Source organism: Arthrobacter sp. W4I7 (genome assembly GCF_030816215.1).
GTDB classification, from domain to species: Bacteria; Actinomycetota; Actinomycetes; order Actinomycetales; family Micrococcaceae; genus Arthrobacter; species Arthrobacter siccitolerans_A.
Window position 1 is genome coordinate 534,262 of sequence record NZ_JAUSXU010000001.1, and the last position, 17,652, is coordinate 551,913.

12 protein-coding genes and 1 pseudogene are annotated in these 17,652 nt (G+C 66.8%); 7 read left to right on the forward strand and 6 right to left on the reverse strand.

Annotation, left to right across the window (positions count from 1 at the left end):
* Positions 1 to 7 precede the first annotated feature (7 nt).
* From QF047_RS02515 to QF047_RS02525, 3 genes and pseudogenes are all read right to left on the reverse strand, one after another.
* Positions 8 to 1,285, reverse strand: coding sequence for an aldolase (locus QF047_RS02515; protein ID WP_307273564.1), 1,278 nt, complete (start codon positions 1,283 to 1,285; stop codon positions 8 to 10).
* 3 nt (positions 1,286 to 1,288) lie between these two features.
* Positions 1,289 to 2,887: a malate synthase A gene (aceB, locus tag QF047_RS02520; protein WP_307273565.1), complete on the reverse strand. Its 1,599-nt coding sequence runs from the start codon at positions 2,885 to 2,887 to the stop codon at positions 1,289 to 1,291.
* Between the two features lie 37 nt (positions 2,888 to 2,924).
* Positions 2,925 to 4,368 (reverse strand): annotated as a pseudogene (locus QF047_RS02525) (NAD-dependent malic enzyme).
* 233 nt (positions 4,369 to 4,601) lie between these two features.
* On the opposite strand from QF047_RS02525, the gene QF047_RS02530 reads away from it, so the two are divergent.
* On the forward strand, positions 4,602 to 5,357 hold the full coding sequence (locus tag QF047_RS02530) for an IclR family transcriptional regulator (RefSeq protein WP_307273568.1): 756 nt from the start codon (positions 4,602 to 4,604) through the stop codon (positions 5,355 to 5,357).
* Between the two features lie 73 nt (positions 5,358 to 5,430).
* Here QF047_RS02530 and QF047_RS02535 read toward each other — a convergent pair whose 3' ends face one another.
* On the reverse strand, positions 5,431 to 6,936 hold the full coding sequence (locus QF047_RS02535; RefSeq protein WP_307273570.1) for a nucleobase:cation symporter-2 family protein: 1,506 nt from the start codon (positions 6,934 to 6,936) through the stop codon (positions 5,431 to 5,433).
* A gap of 137 nt (positions 6,937 to 7,073) precedes the next feature.
* Complete coding sequence (gene pucL / locus QF047_RS02540) at positions 7,074 to 7,982, reverse strand: factor-independent urate hydroxylase (RefSeq protein ID WP_307273573.1); 909 nt, start codon at positions 7,980 to 7,982, stop codon at positions 7,074 to 7,076.
* A 351-nt stretch (positions 7,983 to 8,333) separates the two neighbouring features.
* Between pucL and QF047_RS02545 the strand changes: the two genes are divergently transcribed.
* A complete protein-coding gene (locus QF047_RS02545; protein WP_307273575.1) occupies positions 8,334 to 8,519 on the forward strand; it encodes a hypothetical protein in 186 nt (61 codons plus the stop codon).
* A gap of 134 nt (positions 8,520 to 8,653) precedes the next feature.
* On the opposite strand, the gene QF047_RS02550 is transcribed toward QF047_RS02545, so the two are convergent.
* Positions 8,654 to 10,015: an 8-oxoguanine deaminase gene (locus QF047_RS02550; RefSeq protein WP_307273578.1), complete on the reverse strand. Its 1,362-nt coding sequence runs from the start codon at positions 10,013 to 10,015 to the stop codon at positions 8,654 to 8,656.
* A gap of 410 nt (positions 10,016 to 10,425) precedes the next feature.
* Here QF047_RS02550 and QF047_RS02555 point away from each other — a divergent pair, with 410 nt between their 5' ends.
* From QF047_RS02555 to QF047_RS02575, 5 genes are all read left to right on the forward strand, one after another.
* Positions 10,426 to 10,920 (forward strand): nucleoside deaminase, encoded by a 495-nt coding sequence (locus tag QF047_RS02555; RefSeq protein WP_306635713.1) that lies wholly within the window; start codon positions 10,426 to 10,428, stop codon positions 10,918 to 10,920.
* Positions 10,921 to 10,934: 14 nt separating this feature from the next.
* Positions 10,935 to 12,455 (forward strand): NCS2 family permease, encoded by a 1,521-nt coding sequence (locus QF047_RS02560; RefSeq protein WP_307273580.1) that lies wholly within the window; start codon positions 10,935 to 10,937, stop codon positions 12,453 to 12,455.
* 99 nt (positions 12,456 to 12,554) lie between these two features.
* Positions 12,555 to 13,814, forward strand: coding sequence for an XdhC family protein (locus QF047_RS02565; protein ID WP_307273583.1), 1,260 nt, complete (start codon positions 12,555 to 12,557; stop codon positions 13,812 to 13,814).
* On the forward strand, positions 13,805 to 14,740 hold the full coding sequence (locus QF047_RS02570) for an FAD binding domain-containing protein (protein WP_307273586.1): 936 nt from the start codon (positions 13,805 to 13,807) through the stop codon (positions 14,738 to 14,740). Before QF047_RS02565 ends, QF047_RS02570 begins: the two co-directional genes overlap by 10 nt.
* A 2-nt stretch (positions 14,741 to 14,742) precedes the next feature.
* Entirely contained in the window at positions 14,743 to 17,574 is a 2,832-nt protein-coding gene (locus QF047_RS02575) for a molybdopterin-dependent oxidoreductase (protein ID WP_307273588.1), read from the forward strand.
* Positions 17,575 to 17,652: the final 78 nt, after the last annotated feature.

The following is a 17,652-nucleotide window of genomic DNA, read 5'->3' on the forward strand; positions in this document are numbered from 1 at the left end:
TCCTTACCTAGGAGTTGGAAGTGATGGCGAGCCGCGGGTGCGCCAGTCCGGTGAGCTGGGGGATGCCGACGCCGGCAAGCGCCTGGACTTCCTCCGCACCGACGGCGCCACACTGGACGCCGCGCAGCACGAAGGCTGCCAGGGCCCGGGCAGTTGCTGGCTCGTCCATGACGCCGCCTGCGGTCTGCTCCACGTAGTTCCGCAGGCGGGCTGCAGAGGCCGGAAGGCCCTGCCGGTAGAAGGCATAGGTGGCGGCGAAGCGGCTGGGCAGCTGGGCCGGGTGCAGGTCCCAGCCCTGGTAGAAGCCACGTTCCAGCGACCGCCGGACCAGGCGGCCGTGCAGCTGCCAGGCGTTCTCCACGTTGTCGCCCACGGGAATGATGTTGGTGGATCCGTCGGAGAGCCGGATGCCGGTACCGGCCACCGCCAGCTGCATCACTTCCTTGGCGAAGTCAGCCACTGGGTGCTCCATGGACTGGTACTCGGCGGAAATCTGCAGGGACGCCGAGTAATCGTACGTGCCGTAGTGCAGCCCGCTGATGCGGCCCGGAACGGCGTGCGGCAGCTGCGCCACCGGCGAGGTTCCTTCCGGCCCCAGGATGAGTTGCGGCGTTTCCACCTGCACCTCGAAGCGGAGCCGGCCCGCGGGGAGCGAGTGGACTTCCTCAAGCCTGGACACGGCGTAGTCCATGGCCTGGACCTGGGCCACAGTGGTCACCTTGGGCAGGGTGAGGACCAGCCCCTCGGGCAACTCACCGGCTGAGGCGAGGCCGGAGACGAACAGGTCCAGCGTGCGCAGCCCGCGGGCACGGGTGGCCGCTTCAAAGCACTTGAACCGGATGCCGATGAACGGGGGAGCGGAGCCGGCCGCGACGGCGGCGGCCACCGCGGAAGCTGCAGCAACCGCGGCGGCGTCCTCGGTGTCGTCGCCCCTGTCCCCGAAACCATCCTCAAAATCGAGCCGCAGGTCCTCGATCGGTTCGCTGGCGAGCTTCGCTTCGACGCGCGGAGCGACCGCCCCGGCCAGTGCGGCGTCCTGGCCCAGCAGCACGCCGAGCTTTTCCAGCCCGCCGTACGCGGCCGCCGTCGCCAGTGCTTCGGCGCCCCACTCGGCAGCGAACGACGGCGTGAACCGGTCCGCAGGCACGTACACCGTATGGACCGGCTGGCGGGAGCCATCGTCGCCCGGGTAGTTCTGCTCCAGCAGGCGGTCGGTGGCGGCCAGCTGCCCGTCGATGCGCGCCAAGTCCCCCGGGGACAAGGACGGTTTGGGTGCTGCTGCCATGCCTCAGCCCACCAGTTCGTAGGCCGGGGTGGTGAGGAAGTCCGTGTAATCCTCGGAGAGGCAAATGTCCGCGATCAGTTCGCTGGCAGGCTGGTAGTAGCGGGTGAACGCTTCGTCGCCCACCTCCGTGCGGAGCCGTTCGGTTTCCTCGCCCAGGATCCGCTCCACGAGTTCCTTTGTCACCGTGTTGCCGGTGTCTGCGAGGACTGACTTGTTGCGGATCTGCTGCCACACCTGTGAGCGGGAGATTTCGGCGGTGGCGGCGTCCTCCATCAGGTTGTGGATGGCCACTGCACCGTTCCCGGACAGCCAGACCGCCGTGTAGGCGACGGCCACGTAAAGGTTGAGCCGCAGCCCGGCCTCGGTGACCTGGCCCCCGGCGGAGGTGACGTCCAGCAGCTGCTCCGCCGTTACCGAAACCTCGGGGCGTTGCTTGTCCAGCTGGTTCGGCTTGTCCCCTAGCACCGCATCGAACACCTCGCGGCAGGTGGGCACCAGGTCCGGGTGCGCAACCCAGGAACCGTCGAACCCGTCGTTGGCCTCACGGGTCTTGTCTGCGCGGACCTTGGCGAAGGCCGCCTCGGTAACCTCCGGGTGGCGGCGGTTGGGGATGACGGCCGCCATGCCGCCCATCGCGAAGGCTCCGCGCTTGTGGCAGGTCTTGACCAATAGTTCGGTGTAGGCGCGCATGAACGGCGCGGTCATCACAACCGAAGCGCGGTCCGGAAGTACGAACTCCTCGCCGGCGTCCCGGAAGTACTTGATGATGCTGAACAGGTAGTCCCAGCGGCCGGCGTTGAGACCGGACGCGTGGTCCCGCAGCTCGTACAGGATCTCGTCCATCTCGAAAGCGGCCGGGATGGTCTCGATCAGCACCGTGGCGCGGATGGTGCCCTGGCCCAACCCCAGGTAATCCTGGGCGAAGACAAAAACGTCGTTCCACAGCCGGGCCTCGAGGTGGCTCTCCATCTTGGGCAGGTAGTAGTACGGGCCCTGCCCGCTGAGCACCAGCTGCTTGGCCACGTGGAAGAAGTGCAGGCCGAAGTCCACCAGGGCGCCCACCGCCGGTTCACCGTTGAGGAGCAGGTGCTTCTCCGGCATGTGCCAGCCCCGGGGGCGGGCCACCACGACGGCGAGCGGAGCGTCCGTGCGGAGCCTGTACTCCTTGCCTTCGTCCGACGTATAGCTGAGGGTGCCCTGGGCGGCGTCGCGGAGGTTCAGGATGGCGTCGATGACGTTGCCCCATGTGGGGGTGCTGGCATCCTCAAGGTCCGCGAGCCACACCTTGGCGCCCGAGTTCAGTGCGTTGATGGCCATCTTTGCCGGCGAGGCGGGGCCGGTCATCTCCACCCGGCGGTCCTGCAAGGCTGCCGGTGCCGGCGCAACCCTCCAGTCGTCGTCGCGCACGTCCTGCGTCTCCGGCAGGAAGTCCAGCTTGCCGGTTTCGGCCACGCGCTGCCGCTTGACGGCACGGGCTGCCAGGAGCTCGTTGCGGGTGCCGGCGAAGCGCGTGTGGAGTTCCTCGATGAAGGCAAGTGCCTTGGGGGTGAGAATTTCCTCCGCGCGTTCAATGGGCCGGGGGTCTGTGACGGTGATGGCCATTTCTGGTCCTTTCCTTGTGCTGAAGTCAGGCAGTGAATCAGGCGCTGGCCAGGGCGGCTTCGGGTTCCTCGGCTGCTTCGGCCGCGGTTGCCAGGTTTGCGGCGTGGGCGGCAGCTGCAACGGCTGAGGCAACATCGGCGGCCACGTGGGGATCGAAGACACTGGGGATAATGTAGCTGGCATTGAGCTCGTCGTCAGCTACCCGCTTGGCGATCGCTTCCGCGGCGGCCACCAGCATCTCCGGGGTGATGTCTGATGCGCCGGCGTCGAGCAGGCCGCGGAAGAAGCCCGGGAAGGCCAGTACGTTGTTGATCTGGTTGGGGAAGTCGCTGCGGCCGGTGGCTACTACGGCGGCGTGCCGGGATGCGACGACCGGATCGATTTCCGGCGTCGGATTGGCCATGGCGAACACGATGGCGTCCGCGGCCATGGCGGCCACCTGCTCCTCGCCGATGACGTGCGGGGCGCTGACGCCGATGAACACATCCGCACCGACGAGTGCCTCGTGGAGCGTGCCGGCGAAGCCTTCCTCGTTCGTATTCGCCGCGATCCAGCTGCGGTGCTCGTCCCCGTAAGTCTCACCCGAGTGAATGGCACCGGAGCGGCCGGCGGCGACGATGTGCTGCGCGCCCTGTGCCTTGAGGAGCTGGATGATGGCGGAGCCGGCCGCGCCAACTCCCGAAACCACGATCTTCACCTCGTCCAGTTTTTTGCCCACCACCCGCAGTGCGTTGACCAGGGCCGCGAGGGTGACGATGGCGGTGCCGTGCTGGTCGTCGTGGAAGACCGGGGATGTCCAGCTCCGCGCGGAGCCGGTTCTCGATTTCGAAGCAGCGCGGGGCGGCGATGTCCTCGAGGTTCACACCGCCGTAAACCGGGGCGAGGGCCTTGACGATTTTGATGATCTCTTCGGTGTCCTGGGTATCCAGGCAGACAGGCCAGGCGTCCACGTTGGCGAACTGTTTGAACAGGGCAGCCTTGCCCTCCATCACGGGAAGTGCTGCAGCGGGGCCGATGTTGCCCAGGCCCAGCACGGCAGAACCGTCGGTGACGACGGCGATGGTGTTGCGCTTGACGGTCAGGTTGCGGGCCGCCGCGGGGTCCTCGGCGATGGCGAGGCAGACGCGGGCGACGCCGGGAGTGTAGGCGCGGGAAAGATCGTCGCGGTTGCGCAGGGCTACTTTGGGGACAACTTCCAGCTTGCCGCCCAGGTGCATCAGGAAGGTGCGGTCCGAGACGTGCTCGACGGTGACGCCGTCGAGCGCGTTAAGGGCGTCCTTGACCCGGGCGGCGTGTTCGTCGTCGGTGGTGTTGCAGGTGACGTCCACGACGAGTGTCTCGTGGTGGGATTCGCTGACGTCCAGTGCGGTGATCGCGGCACCGGCCGCTCCCACGGCAGCAGCGAGTTCGCTGGTGGCGCTGAAGCTTGACGGTGCTTCCACACGCAGGGTGATCGAATTTCCGGGGCTGGGGTTCGCCATTGAATGTCCTCCTGTTGGGCCTCGTATCGGGCCGTGTCCGGTCTGTCTCCCGAAACCAATGTTTTCGTATTATGGATATTATTATCTACAAGATGGAAATACAAGCCCTCCGAATAAGACTGAAAGGGATGCATCGCGGTGCGTGGTGGGGTGCGGTATGTTGGGTGTTCTAAGCAACTCTTTTCACGATGCGGATAAGAGTTGTCGGATTCCGAGCCGTAGGAGACAACGGAATGGCAGAAAAAGCCTCGGGCGGCGTGCAGTCGGTAGAGCGCGTCTTCGAACTGCTGGAGCTCATCACGAACGCGGGCGGTGACGTTACGCTCAGCGAACTGTCGTCGTCCACAGACCTTCCGCTGCCCACCATCCACCGCCTGTTGAGGACGCTGGTGTCCCTTGGCTATGTCCGGCAGCTGCCAAACCGCCGCTATGCACTGGGCCCACGGCTCATCCGGCTGGGCGAAGGAGCCAACAAGCAGCTTGGTGCCGTGGCCCGCCCGCAGCTGAAAACACTGGTGGACCGGCTGGGGGAGACCTCGAACATGGCGGTGCTGGACTCGGACATGGTGATCTACGTGGCGCAGGTGCCCTCGCTGCACTCCATGCGCATGTTTACCGAGGTGGGCCGGCGCGCCCACACCCATGCCACCGGCGTCGGGAAGGCCATCCTGGCCCAGCTGGATGACGAGACGGTGCGCGGCATTGTGACCCGCGCCGGGATGCCGACGCCCACCGTCAAGAGCATAGGCGACGTCGAGGACCTCCTGGCCGACCTGAAGCTCATCCGCGAGCGGGGCTACTCCATTGACGAGGAGGAGCAGGAGCTCGGTGTGCGCTGCTTCGCCATGGCGGTGCCCAACGCTCCCACCCCCACCGCAATCTCGGTGTCCGGTCCCGTCTCCCGGGTGGACGAGAACTTTGCGGACAAAGCGGTGCCGGTCCTCCGCGAAGCCGCCGAGGCCATCTCGCTGGAACTGAACCGCACCTGAATCCACTCCTTTCGCTGACCACGACGGCGGCCCCTCCTTTCCGGAGCGGGCCGCCGTCTTTGGTTCGGTGGTGCTAGTGTTCTGACGCCTTCTCGGTCGACTCGATCCGGACTTCCTTGCCCTCGCAGTCGATGAGCTTGCCGCCTTCATAGCGGTCGCCGTCGGCCAGGCATTTCAGGTCCTCTTCCCGCACAACCCGTTCGGTGCCGGCCACGAACACGGACTGGTTTTCGGAGTTGCCGGCTTTGAGGTGGTTGAAGAGCAGGTTCAGCAGGATGGCCATCACGGCGGCTGAGCTGATGCCGGAGTGGAAGATGGTGCCGAACCAGGACGGGAACTTGTCGTAGAACGCCGGGGCGGCGATGGGGATCATGCCGAACCCGATGGAGGCGGCAACGATGATCAGGTTCATGTTGTTCCGGTACTCCACCTTGGACAGCGTGCGGATGCCGCTGGCGGCCACCGTGCCGAAGAGTACGATGCCGGCACCTCCGAGCACAGGCGTCGGCACTGCTGCGACCACCCGGCCAAGGACCGGCAGCAGACCCAGGATCACGAGGATCAGGCCACCGGCGCTGACCACGAAGCGGCTCTTGACACCCGTGATGGCCACCAGGCCCACGTTTTGGGCGAAGGCGCTTTGGGTGAAGGAGTTGAACAGCGGGGAGATGGCGCTGGAGAGCATGTCCGCCCGGAGGCCGTCGCCGATCCTCTTGGAGTCGACTTTGGTGCCCACGATCTCGCCCACCGCGATGATGTCCGCTGAAGTCTCGGTCAGGGTCACCAGGATGACGATAAGCATGGAGATGATGGCGGCGATCTCGAAGACCGGCGGGCCGAAGGCGAACGGGGTGGGGAAGGCGACGATTTCGCCCTGGCCCACTTTCGAGAAGTCGGCCATGCCGAAGGCGAACGCGATCCCGGTGCCCAGAACCATGGCCAGCAGGATCGAGAGACGGGAAATCGCGGCGCTGCCCACTTTGCTGAGCAGCAGGACGATGGCCATGGTTGCTGCGGCCAGTCCGATGTTGGCCATGCTGCCGTAGTTGTCGGCCTTGTTGTTGCCGCCCATGGCCCAATTGGCCGCCACCGGCATCAGGGTCAGCCCGATGGTGGTGATGACCGTTCCGGTGACCACCGGCGGGAAGAACCGGATGATCTTGGAAAAGAGCGGTGTGATCAGCAGGCCGATCAGTGATGCCGCGATGACCGACCCGAACACCGCCTGGATCCCGCCGCCGCCGTGCACGATGGCCACCATGGTGGAAACGCCCGCGAAGGAGACACCCTGGACCAGCGGCAGCTGCGAGCCGAAGAAGCGGATGCCGACGGTCTGCAGGATGGTCGCGAGCCCGCCGACGAAGAGGCAGGCCGCGATCAGCAGGCCGATATCCTGCGAGGACATCCCGGCCGCGGCGCCAATGATCAGGGGCGGGGCGATGATGCCGCCGTACATGGTGAGGACGTGCTGGAAGCCGTAGGCGAAGGTGCTGGCAATGGGAAGGCGCTGGTCCTCCGGGCGGCTTGAGCGGGTGCCTTTTCCGGCGGCAGCAGCGGCCGGTTTCTTTCTGGTGTTCATGGCAGACTTTCTTGGTTCATGGCAGACGACATTGTCTGGCTAACGGGGTCTGGCTAACGGTGTTGAAAGACGTTGCTAGGGCGGGGCCGCTCCTCGAGAAGGAGCGGCCCCGGAAAACGGGAAGTGCGGCAGCGGGTTTAGCAGAAGCCGGCGATGCCGGACCAGGCGATGTCCGCAGGGGTAGCGTCCTCGCGCTGGACGGTGGCCTCGATCAGGCCGTAGGGGCGGTCCGCGGCGAAGAAGACCTCATTGGGGTTGTCGAGGCCGAACGGCGAGAGGTCCACCAGGAAGTGGTGCTTGTTGGGCATCGAGAACTTGATCTCGTCGATCTCGCTGTGGGCTTCCAGTACCTTGGTGCCCATGTCGAACAGGGTCTGCTGGAGGGCGTGGGAGTACTTCTCCGTGAAGCCTTCGAGCAGGAGTCCCTTGACGTCGTCGTAGTTCTTGTTGAAGTCCAGGGCGCTGAAGTCGGTGCCGGTCTTGAAGCGCCAGCGGGCCGAGACGTCGGTGGCCAGGATGCGGTCGGTGGTCTCGGGCAGGGTGGTGTACTTGTCCTTCGGGTAGCCCACGAAGCCGGATTGGGTGGATTTCAGGACGGTCAGGTCCTTGAGCCCGGAGATGAGGTGGGTGGTGGCGCCGTCGCGGACCAGGACCGCGGTGCGGACTTCCTGGCCGTTGCGCACGAAGGAGTGATCGTGCTCGGCGCCGTGGGCCTGGATCCGGTCCCAGCTGTAGGACTCAGCTTCCCAGCGGCCACCGGTGACCCAGTCGAAGCTGGAGGTGAAGTGCTCGCCGAGGCGAAGCAGGAACGCCTCGGGGGAGCCGACGCCGTCCCGGGCGAACGCGTAGATGGTGTTCTTCTGGGTGTCCGTGGCCACCACGTGGGCGTTGTCGCCTTCGAGGTGGGCGGCTGCGAAGTCGCCGCGCAGCTGCGAGGTGACGTTCAGGTCTTCGATTTCGTGACGGTCGCTGTCGCGGGTGATCTTGACGACCCGGACCTCGGCCTTTCCGTACTGGTTTTCGCCGAGGATGAATTTGCTGCTCATGGTCTGTCCCAACTTCCGGTATGTGGAACCTAGGTTCCATCACTGAGATTAAGCGCGCGTTTCAAGCGCGTTTCCGGTGGAGCCGACCCAACAAAAAAGAGCCGGCATCCATTGATGCCAGCTCATTACAACCCTGCCTGCTGCTCCCAGGTTACGTGACATACACCACGAATTGACATCAGCGTACCTCCGGAAATCGGTGGTGTACATCACAAAGCGAAAATTCGGTTTGTGACCGCGAGGCATCCGAACCATTGACGAAGCCGTTGGCCACAGCCTAGGCTATTCCACATAGCAAAAATTCTTTTCCATTTTGCGGAACTATTCCCAACAGCCTCGAAGGAGGATCAGATGTACCAGCAGGACAGCACCCCGGTTTCACCGGCACCCGCGGCGGCACCCTCGGTCCAGGAGTTCTACGTCCCCCTCGGCGGCGGAACGGATCCGGACTTCTACCTGCCCGCAGATCGTGAGCACGTTCCCGGCCGCTTCTCGCGCTGGGTCCAGGCGCTGCCGGGGTTCGCCCCGCGCTCCTAGGCTGCCGGGCCGGCGACGCGCACGTTCGTTTTCGCGGCTCAAAAGGACTGGCGAGACTCCTATTCGGGTCTCACCAGTCCTTTGCTGCGTCCCAGCTGAATCTGCGCGTCGCATAAGGTGCCGGGGGAAACCGGCTACCCGTGCACCAGCCGCCGCGCAGCCGCGGAGTGCTCCGCGATCAGCCCGGCGACATCGAGTCCGGGGATCTGGCCGTCCACCACCCGCCACTGCCCGCCAACCATTACCCGGTCGGCCCGGTCCGCGGCGCACAGCAGCAGTGCGGCCACCGGATCGTGGCTGCCCGAGAACCGCAGGTCATCCAGCCGGAAGAGGGCAAGGTCCGCCTGCATTCCCGGAGCCAGCTGGCCGAGCCCGGACCGGCCCAGCGCTGCAGCCGAGCCGCGGGTGGCCCAGCCAAGAGCCCGCTCCACCGGAACATCGGCGCCGTAGCGCAGCCGCTGGAGGTAGAGCGCCTGGCGCGCTTCCAGGATCATGTTCGAGGCATCGTTCGACGCCGAGCCGTCCACGCCCAGCCCCACGGGGACTCCGGCGTCCTCCAGTTCCAGCACCCGGGCAGTTCCTGAGGCCAGGCGCATGTTGGAGGTTGGGCAGTGCGCGACGGCGGTGCCCGCAGCTCCCAGCCTGGCAATCTCCGCGTCGCTGAAGTGGATGCCGTGGCCGAGCCAGGTGCGGTCCGTCAGCCAGCCCACGCTGTCCAGGTAGTCCACGGTCCGAAGCCCGAACATCTCCCGGCAAAAGTCCTCCTCGTCCAGGGTCTCCGCCAGGTGGGTGTGCAGCCGGACGTCCAGGCGTTCGGCGAGCGCGGCGCTTTCGGCCATGATCTCCTTGGTAACCGAGAACGGCGAGCACGGTGCCAGGGCAATCTGGATGACGGCATCGTCCCCGCGCTCGTGGTACTGGTGCACCAGCCGTTCGCTGTCGGCGAGTACCACCTCTGCTGCCTGCACTGTCGACTGCGGCGGCAGGCCGCCGTCGTCCGTTCCCAGTGTCATGGACCCCCGCGTGAGGGTGGCCCGCATGCCCAGCCGGCGGACGGCCTCCACCTGGATGTCGACCGCATCCTCCAGGCCCGCCGGGAAGAGGTAGTGGTGGTCGGCAGCCGTGGTGCAGCCGGACAGCAGAAGTTCCGCCAGTGCAACCGTGGTGGCGAGCTCAAGGTCCCTCGGAGTGAGCCGGGCCCACACTGGATACAGGTTCTGCAGCCAGGGAAACAAGGAGGCGTTCGCCACGGGGCCCCAGGCGCGCGTGAGGGTCTGGTAGAAGTGGTGGTGCGTGTTGATCAGGCCCGGAAGCAGCACATGGTTTCGCGCGTCGAAGATCTCCTGGCCCGGCTGCGAGGGCGCCTGCCCGGCTGCGAGGACCTCGGTGATGACACCGCCGCTGACCACCAGGCCGCCCGAGGCGTCGAGATGGTTGGCGGTGAAAGCCGCCTGCGGGTTTTTGATCCACAAACGGGAAGCGGGGGAGGGCGTCACAGTTGTCCTTCTTCTGAGCGCTGGAGGTTTCATTCCAGCTCAGTGAGACCCTGTCTGCTGATCCAGGTGGCCGCTCCGTGCCGGTTCAGGTGCCCGGCAGCATTGCGGCTGGCACCTAGGCTAGGTGGAGCGGCCAACGGGCGTCAATGCCTTCAGAATGTGACTGGAGCCGTGAAAACCGCGAAACATGGATTTCACATTGCGAAATTAAAATTCCAGGAAACTATGGCGCAGCCCACATTCCGGTGCTAATCTCGATCTTGCCAAAGGCGGGCACCGGGTCACCGGGAAGCTATCTACCAGGCGCAACTTAACCTTCACAGCACATGCTGAAGCCTGGTAACCGTTCGCACCTGGTTCTACTGGTCCTGCACTCGGCATCAGGCTTCCCGGCAAAAGGAAGTCGCATCATGAGTACCACCGTCACGGCCGAACAGTTTCTGGCCAGATCCATCAGGTTGGCCACGGCCAACGTCCTGAACAGCGGAGGCCCCTTCGGCGCCATGATCGTTACGGCTGACGGCCGGGCGTTCGACGGCGTCAACCGCGTCACCGCAGACAACGATCCCACCGCACACGCAGAAGTCACCGCAATCCGCACGGCCTGCCGCGAACTCGGCACCTTCGACCTCAGCGGCGCCGTCCTCTACACCAGCTGCGAGCCATGCCCCATGTGCCTGGCCTCCGCGCTCTGGGCCCGGGTGGAAAAGGTGGTCTTCGCCGCGGACCGGCATGACGCCGCTTCCGTTGGCTTCGATGACGCCGTTTTCTACGAATACTTCGACAACCAGGACAGGGACGCCCTGATGCCGGTCTCGAAGCTGGTGCTGGACGATCCCGGGGCTCCCGCCCCGCTGGAACCGTTCAACACCTGGAACACACTCGAATCCAGGATCGACTACTAGGCCCGGCGGCTGACATGACCATCCTGGACAATTCCCACGAGGAGCATTCGGCTCCAAGTCCCCGCACCCGCAAGCCCGCAACGGGCACTCCCCAACCGCCGGCGCCGGACTCTTTCCTGGACCGGTTCTTCCAGGTCACCCAGCGCGGCTCCACCCTGGCCCGCGAATTCCGCGGCGGCCTGGTCACCTTCTTCACCATGGCGTACATCGTCATCCTCAACCCCCTGATCCTGGGCGGTTTCACCGCGGAGAACGCCCCCACCGACGTCGCCGGGGGCTGGCTCTCAGCGGCACAGATAGGCGCCGTCACCGGACTCACGGCCGGCGTCATGACCATCCTTTTCGGCCTCATTGCGAACCTGCCGTTCGGCCTGGCCGCCGGGCTGGGCATCAACTCCTTCCTCGCCGTTTCCGTCATCCACGAGGTCACCTGGGCGGAGGCGATGGGCCTGGTGGTCATCAACGGCATCCTGATCGTCCTCTTCGGGATCACCGGCGCCCGCACCGCCATCTTCCGCGCAGTGCCCAAGGAGCTGAAGGCCGCCATCACGGTGGGCATCGGCCTGTTCATCGCCTTCATCGGCTTCGTGGACTCCGGCTTCGTCCGGGCGACGGCGGGCGGCCCGCCTGTCCAGCTGGGCGACGGCGGCTCCATCACCTCCATCCCCACCCTGGTGTTCGTCGTCGGCCTGCTGGCCATGGGCATCCTGGTGGCCCGCAAGGTCCAGGGCGGGCTGCTGATCGGGATCGTGGCCACCACGGTCCTGGCCGCCGTCGTCGAAGCAGTCCTGAAGATCGGCCCGGCCAGCGATACCAACCCCGGCGGCTGGCACCTGAACACCCCCGTTCTCTCGGGCCAGCTGGTGTCCGCACCGGACCTGGGCCTGGTGGGACACTTCGACCTGTTCGGCGCCTTCGGCCGGATCGGCGGACTGGCTGCCACCATGCTGGTGTTCACCCTGGTGTTCACCAACTTCTTCGATGCCATGGGCACCATGACCGGCCTGGCCAAGAGCGCCGGCGTCGCCCACAAGGACGGCACGTTCCCCCGGCTGAAGTCCGCCTTCATCGTAGAAGGCTTCGGCGCAGTGGCAGGCGGGGCCACCTCGGGCTCGTCCAACACGGTGTACATCGACTCCGCCGCCGGTATCGGCGAAGGCGCCCGGACCGGCCTCGCATCAGTGGTGACCGGCGTCCTGTTCCTGGGCTCGATGTTCCTCACGCCGCTCACCAGCGTGGTTCCGCTCGAGGTGGCGGCCGCAGCGCTGGTGGTGGTGGGCGCGATGATGATGGCGCAGATCCGCGAGATCAAGTTCAGCAAGTTCACCGTTGCGCTGCCGGCCTTCCTCACCATCGTCACCATGCCGCTGAGCTACTCGATCGCCAACGGCATCGGCGTGGGCTTCATCAGCTGGGCGGTCATCGGTGCCTCATCCGGGAAAGCCAAGAAGATCCACCCGCTGATGTGGGTGGTCAGCGCGGGCTTCCTGGTGTACTTCGCCCGCGGCCCCATCAACCTGCTGCTGGGCGCCTGACCGCGCCCGAAACATTGGGGGCCGGGCCAAGGCTTGGCCCGGCCCCCGATAGGAACGACAATATGGACACCACCGCAGCGCGGAAGAAGGAGTGCCGCCATGCTTGACCTGATCCCTTCACTGAACGGCTGGGCCCCGGCCCTTGCCCGCCAGCGGTTTGCGGTGGCCACCATCGTCCGGGCCAGCGGCTCGGTTCCCCGGCCGGTGGGCACCTCCATGCTCGTGGCCGACGGCGGCGCTGTCCTGGGCAGCCTGTCCGGCGGCTGCGTGGAAGGAGCAGTCGTGGCGGCGGCGCTTGAGTCACTGGACGACGGCGTCACTCGCCTTGAGACGTTCGGCTTCAGCGCCGAAGATGCGTTCGCTGCCGGCCTCACCTGCGGGGGAGAGCTGGACGTGCACATTGAACCGGCCAACAAAACCCAGGGCTGCCCGCTGGGTGAGGCTCTGCGGCAGCTGGCGGCTTACGCGCCGGATGAACCGGTGGCGCTGGTCCGCAAACTGGACCTGCGGCCCGACGGTGGCGGCAGCAGCGCCGTCGTCCTTCCCGAACCTGGTTCCGCCAGTGTCTCCGGACATCCCGAACTGGCTGCCCTGCTGGACATGTTGCCGGATACCATGCCGGACATGGGCGGACACGTTGAAGCAGGAAGGGCGCGGGCCGCCCGGCTTGAGTCCTTCCTGCACAGCGGGGCGACTGGCGTCCTGAATCTGGCCGGTGCCGGCCTATGCCTGGGGGAAGCCGCCGTGCTGGTGGAGTCCCGGCTCGCGGCGCCCCGCCTGCTGGTCTTCGGCGCCAACGACTTCAGCGCAGCTTTGGTACCGGCCGCCAAACCGCTGGGCTACCACGTCACCCTGGTGGACGCCCGCCCGGCCTTTACCCGCCAGGCACGGTTCGGAACCGCCGATGAAGTCGTCACCGCCTGGCCGCACCACTACCTCGCGGCAGAAGCGGCCGCAGGACGCGTGGACGGCAGGACAGTCATCTGCGTCCTCACCCACGACCCCAAGTTTGATCTTCCCCTGCTCGAAACCGCGCTGGGACTGGACACCGCTTTCATCGGAGCACTCGGGTCACGGCGCAGCCATGTCCAACGGGTGGACGCGCTTCTGGACCGGGGTGTGCCCCCCGAGCGGATCGCCGGGCTCCACTCACCGCTCGGCCTGGACCTCGGAGCAGTAACCCCCGCGGAAGTGGCGGTCTCCGTCCTGGCCGAGCTCATCGCCGCCCGCAACAAGGCAGCATCGCACCAGCCGTTGAGGGAGACCTCCGGCCCCATCCACCAGCAGGCCGCGCCATCGGCGGACACACCCGCCCCGGCCCCCATCAACGTTAAGCACCAGGAGATCGTATGGACATGAACACCATCGAGGCGGTGGTCCCCACCACCGACCCCGCACAATGGCGCGACGGCGACGCCTGGCTGGCCGGCGGCACGGTGTTGTTCTCCTACGGCAGCTTCGCCTTTGGGCCCCAGCCGTTGAAGCGCCTCCTGGACCTGGGCTCGGCCGGCTGGACGCCGGTCAGCGTGACAGATGCCGGCATCGAGCTCGCCGCCACCTGCACCATCGCGGAGCTCTATAACCTCCCCGGGCAGCCGGGCGTCTTTCAGGAAACCTGGCCCGCATTGGACCTCATCCGTCCCTGCTGCGACTCCTTCGTGGCCTCCTTCAAGGTGTGGAACATGTCCACAGTGGGCGGCAACCTGTGTACGTCCCTGCCCGCGGGCCCCGTCATCTCGCTCTGCGCCGGACTGGACGGCACCGCCACCATCCTTGGCCCCGGTGGCGCCAGCCGCAGCGTGCCGGTGAGCGACTTCGTCACGGGCGACGCGACGAACTGCCTGGCACCCGGCGAGCTCCTGCGCAGCATCCGCCTCCCGGCGTCGGCCCTTGCCTCCCGGGTGGCGTTCCGCCGGCTGTCGCTGAGCAACCTCGGCAGGTCCGGGGTGCTGCTGATTGGAAGGCTCGACGCCGGTACGTCCTTTGTCCTCACCGTCACCGCCGCCACCAAACGGCCGGTGCAGCTGCGCTTCGACGCCCTGCCGGACACCGATGCCCTGGCCGCGGCACTCGACGAGGCGATCCCCGCCGGCCTTTACCACAACGATATCCATGGCCTGCCTGTTTGGCGCCGGGATATGACGTACCGCCTGGCCGACGAGATCCGGGCCGAGCTCACTGCCTCTGAAGGGGCGCCCGGGCTCCGGGTCTCCGGCGACTTCTGGCCGCCATCGGACCGGGGACACCATGCACCAGGACTCCGCGCACAGCAGGAAGGGGCCTGAGCATGGCCATCGAGATCAACGGCGAACCGGCTGAAACTGCCCCGCGGCCCGGCCAGTGCCTGCGCACCTACCTGCGCGAACAAGGCAGCCTGGGCGTCAAGAAGGGCTGCGACGGTGGCGACTGCGGAGCCTGCACCGTGCACGTGGACGGCACTCCGGTACACAGCTGTATCTATCCCGCCGTCCGGGCAGAGGGGCACGCTGTCACCACTATCGAGGGCCTGGCTTCAACGGCAGGCGACGGCGCGGACCTCCACCCCGTCCAGCAGCAGTTCATGGAGCGGCAGGGCTTCCAGTGCGGGTTCTGCACTGCGGGGATGGTGATGACGGCCGCAACGTTCGATGACGAACAGAAGGAGAACCTGCCCCGGAACCTGAAGGGAAACCTCTGCCGGTGCACCGGATACCGGGCCATTTCGGATGCCGTCTGCGGGGCTGCCGGCCACCCGGCTCCCAAAGGTCAGGGCTCCGGAATTGCGGGGGAGGGGCAGCCGGACCCGGAGCCGGGGCAGCTGGGCGACGACGTCCCCGCACCTGCCAGCCGGGCAGTGGTCACCGGCACCGCACGCTACACTCTGGACGTCCCCGCAGACCAACTCCAGGGCCTGCTCCACCTCAAACTCCTGCGCTCGCCGCACGCGCATGCCCGGGTGCTGTCCATCAACACCGACGCAGCGTTGAAGGTCCCCGGCGTGGCGGCGGTTTTCACCCACCAGGACGCACCGGAACAGCTGTTCTCCACGGCCCAGCACGAACTGTTCACCGATGACCCTGACGATACCCGCGTGCTCGATGACATGGTGCGGTTCCGGGGCCAGCGCGTCGCCGCGGTGGTGGCTGAAACAGTAGCCGCCGCCGAAGCAGGGGTGCGGGCACTGGAGGTTGAGTACGAGGAACTGCCCGCGGTCTTCTCACCGCAGGACGCGCTCCTTCCCGGCGCTCCGCTGGTCCACGGGGACAAGGACGGAACGGTGGCCCGCATCTCCCGCCCGGACCGCAATGTGGTGGCCGAGCTCCACTCCGAACTGGGGAGCGTTGCCGAGGGCTTCGCCGCCGCGGACTTCATCCACGAACACACCTACCGCACCCAGCGCGTCCAGCACGTGGCCCTGGAAACCCACGCCGCCATCGCGTCGGTGGACGGCGAAGGCCGGCTGCAGGTCCGGACCTCCAGCCAGGTGCCGTTCCTGGTCCGGCGGACCCTGTGCCGAGTTTTCGGGCTTCCGGAGAAGCAGGTCCACGTGGTGGCCGGCCGGGTGGGCGGCGGTTTCGGCGGGAAGCAGGAGGTCCTGACCGAGGACATCGTGGCGCTCGCAGCCCTCAAGCTGGGGCGGCCCGTCCAGCTCGAACTGACCAGGACCGAGCAGTTCACCGCCACCACCACCCGCCATCCGTTCACCATCAAGCTCAAGGCCGGCACCAGCAATGACGGCCGGCTCACGGCCCTGGAACTGGATGTCCTGACCAACACCGGCGCCTACGGCAACCACGGGCCGGGTGTGATGTTCCACGGCTGCGGCGAATCCCTGAGCGTGTACAACTGCACCAACAAGAAGGTGGACGCCCACGCGATGTACACCCACACGGTTCCAGCCGGGGCATTCCGGGGTTACGGGTTGAGCCAGATGATCTTCGCCATCGAGTCGGCTATGGACGAGCTCGCGGCCGGCATCGGCATGGACGCGTCCGAATTCCGCCGCCGGAACATGGTGCGCGAAGGGGACCGGATGCTGTCCACCCAGCCGGAGCCCGAGGAGGACGTCCACTATGGCAGCTACGGGCTGGACCAGTGCCTGAGCCTGGTCCGTGACGCCCTGGCCCGCGGCCGGGAACGCTACCGGGCTGCCGGCCTGGACGAACTGGGGCCGGAGTGGCTCACCGGCGAGGGGACCGCGCTCTCCATGATTGACACCGTGCCCCCGCGCGGCCACTTTGCCCATTCCCGGCTCCGGCTCCTGTTGGACGGAACGTACCAGGCCGACGTCGGGACCGCCGAGTTCGGCAACGGCACCACCACCGTCCACGCCCAGCTGGCGGCCACGGCGTTGTCCACGGAAGCGGTGCGGGTAGCGGTGCGGCAATCGGATACCGACCTGGTGGAACACGATACCGGGGCCTTCGGCTCCGCGGGCACTGTGGTGGCAGGCAAGGCAACGCTGGCCGCCGCCGAGGAACTGGCCGTACGCGTCCGCGCGTTCGCCGCGGGGATCCACCAGACCCAGGCCTCCGCCTGCGTGCTCGACGGGGATGCCATCATCATCGACGGAATGCCCGTGCCGCTCGCTGAACTCGCGCAGGCGGCTGCGGAAGCCGGCGTCGAACTCGCAGCGGAAGGCCGCTGGGGCGGGACGCCTCGGTCCGTGGCCTTCAACGTGCACGGTTTCCGGGTGGCGGTGAACCGCGGGACGGGCGAGCTGAAAATCCTGCAGAGCGTGCAGGCGGCGGACGCCGGTGTGGTGGTGAATCCGCGCCAGTGCCGCGGCCAGATCGAGGGCGGGATTGCCCAGGCCATCGGCGCCGCTCTGTATGAGGAGGTGGTGATTGACGACGACGGCAGGGTCACCACGGACATCCTGCGGCAGTACCACATCCCCACCTTTGCGGACGTGCCGCGCAGCGAAGTGTACTTCGCGGATACCAACGACAAGCTGGGCCCGCTCGGTGCCAAGTCCATGAGCGAAAGCCCCTTCAATCCCGTGGCACCCGCCCTCGCGAACGCCATCCGCAACGCCACCGGAGTGCGATTCGGCACCCTGCCGATTGCCCGGGACAAGATCTACCTGGGACTTAAGGAAGCGGGGCTGGTGCCCAACCTGCAGCGCTCGGCTCTCTGAGGGCGGCGCGTGCCCCTTGCCCGGCGGCGGCATGACCGGCGCGGCGGGGGCCGTAAAATTCCGGCGGCTGCGCAACCG

Coding starts and splice junctions, on each gene's coding strand:
- QF047_RS02515 (WP_307273564.1), bottom strand. CDS start 1,285: ATGGCAGCAGCACCCAAACCGTCCTTGTCCCCGGGGGACTTGGCGCGC.
- aceB (WP_307273565.1), bottom strand. CDS start 2,887: ATGGCCATCACCGTCACAGACCCCCGGCCCATTGAACGCGCGGAGGAA.
- QF047_RS02530 (WP_307273568.1), top strand. CDS start 4,602: ATGGCAGAAAAAGCCTCGGGCGGCGTGCAGTCGGTAGAGCGCGTCTTC.
- QF047_RS02535 (WP_307273570.1), bottom strand. CDS start 6,936: ATGAACACCAGAAAGAAACCGGCCGCTGCTGCCGCCGGAAAAGGCACC.
- pucL (WP_307273573.1), bottom strand. CDS start 7,982: ATGAGCAGCAAATTCATCCTCGGCGAAAACCAGTACGGAAAGGCCGAG.
- QF047_RS02545 (WP_307273575.1), top strand. CDS start 8,334: ATGTACCAGCAGGACAGCACCCCGGTTTCACCGGCACCCGCGGCGGCA.
- QF047_RS02555 (WP_306635713.1), top strand. CDS start 10,426: ATGAGTACCACCGTCACGGCCGAACAGTTTCTGGCCAGATCCATCAGG.
- QF047_RS02560 (WP_307273580.1), top strand. CDS start 10,935: ATGACCATCCTGGACAATTCCCACGAGGAGCATTCGGCTCCAAGTCCC.
- QF047_RS02565 (WP_307273583.1), top strand. CDS start 12,555: ATGCTTGACCTGATCCCTTCACTGAACGGCTGGGCCCCGGCCCTTGCC.
- QF047_RS02570 (WP_307273586.1), top strand. CDS start 13,805: ATGGACATGAACACCATCGAGGCGGTGGTCCCCACCACCGACCCCGCA.
- QF047_RS02575 (WP_307273588.1), top strand. CDS start 14,743: ATGGCCATCGAGATCAACGGCGAACCGGCTGAAACTGCCCCGCGGCCC.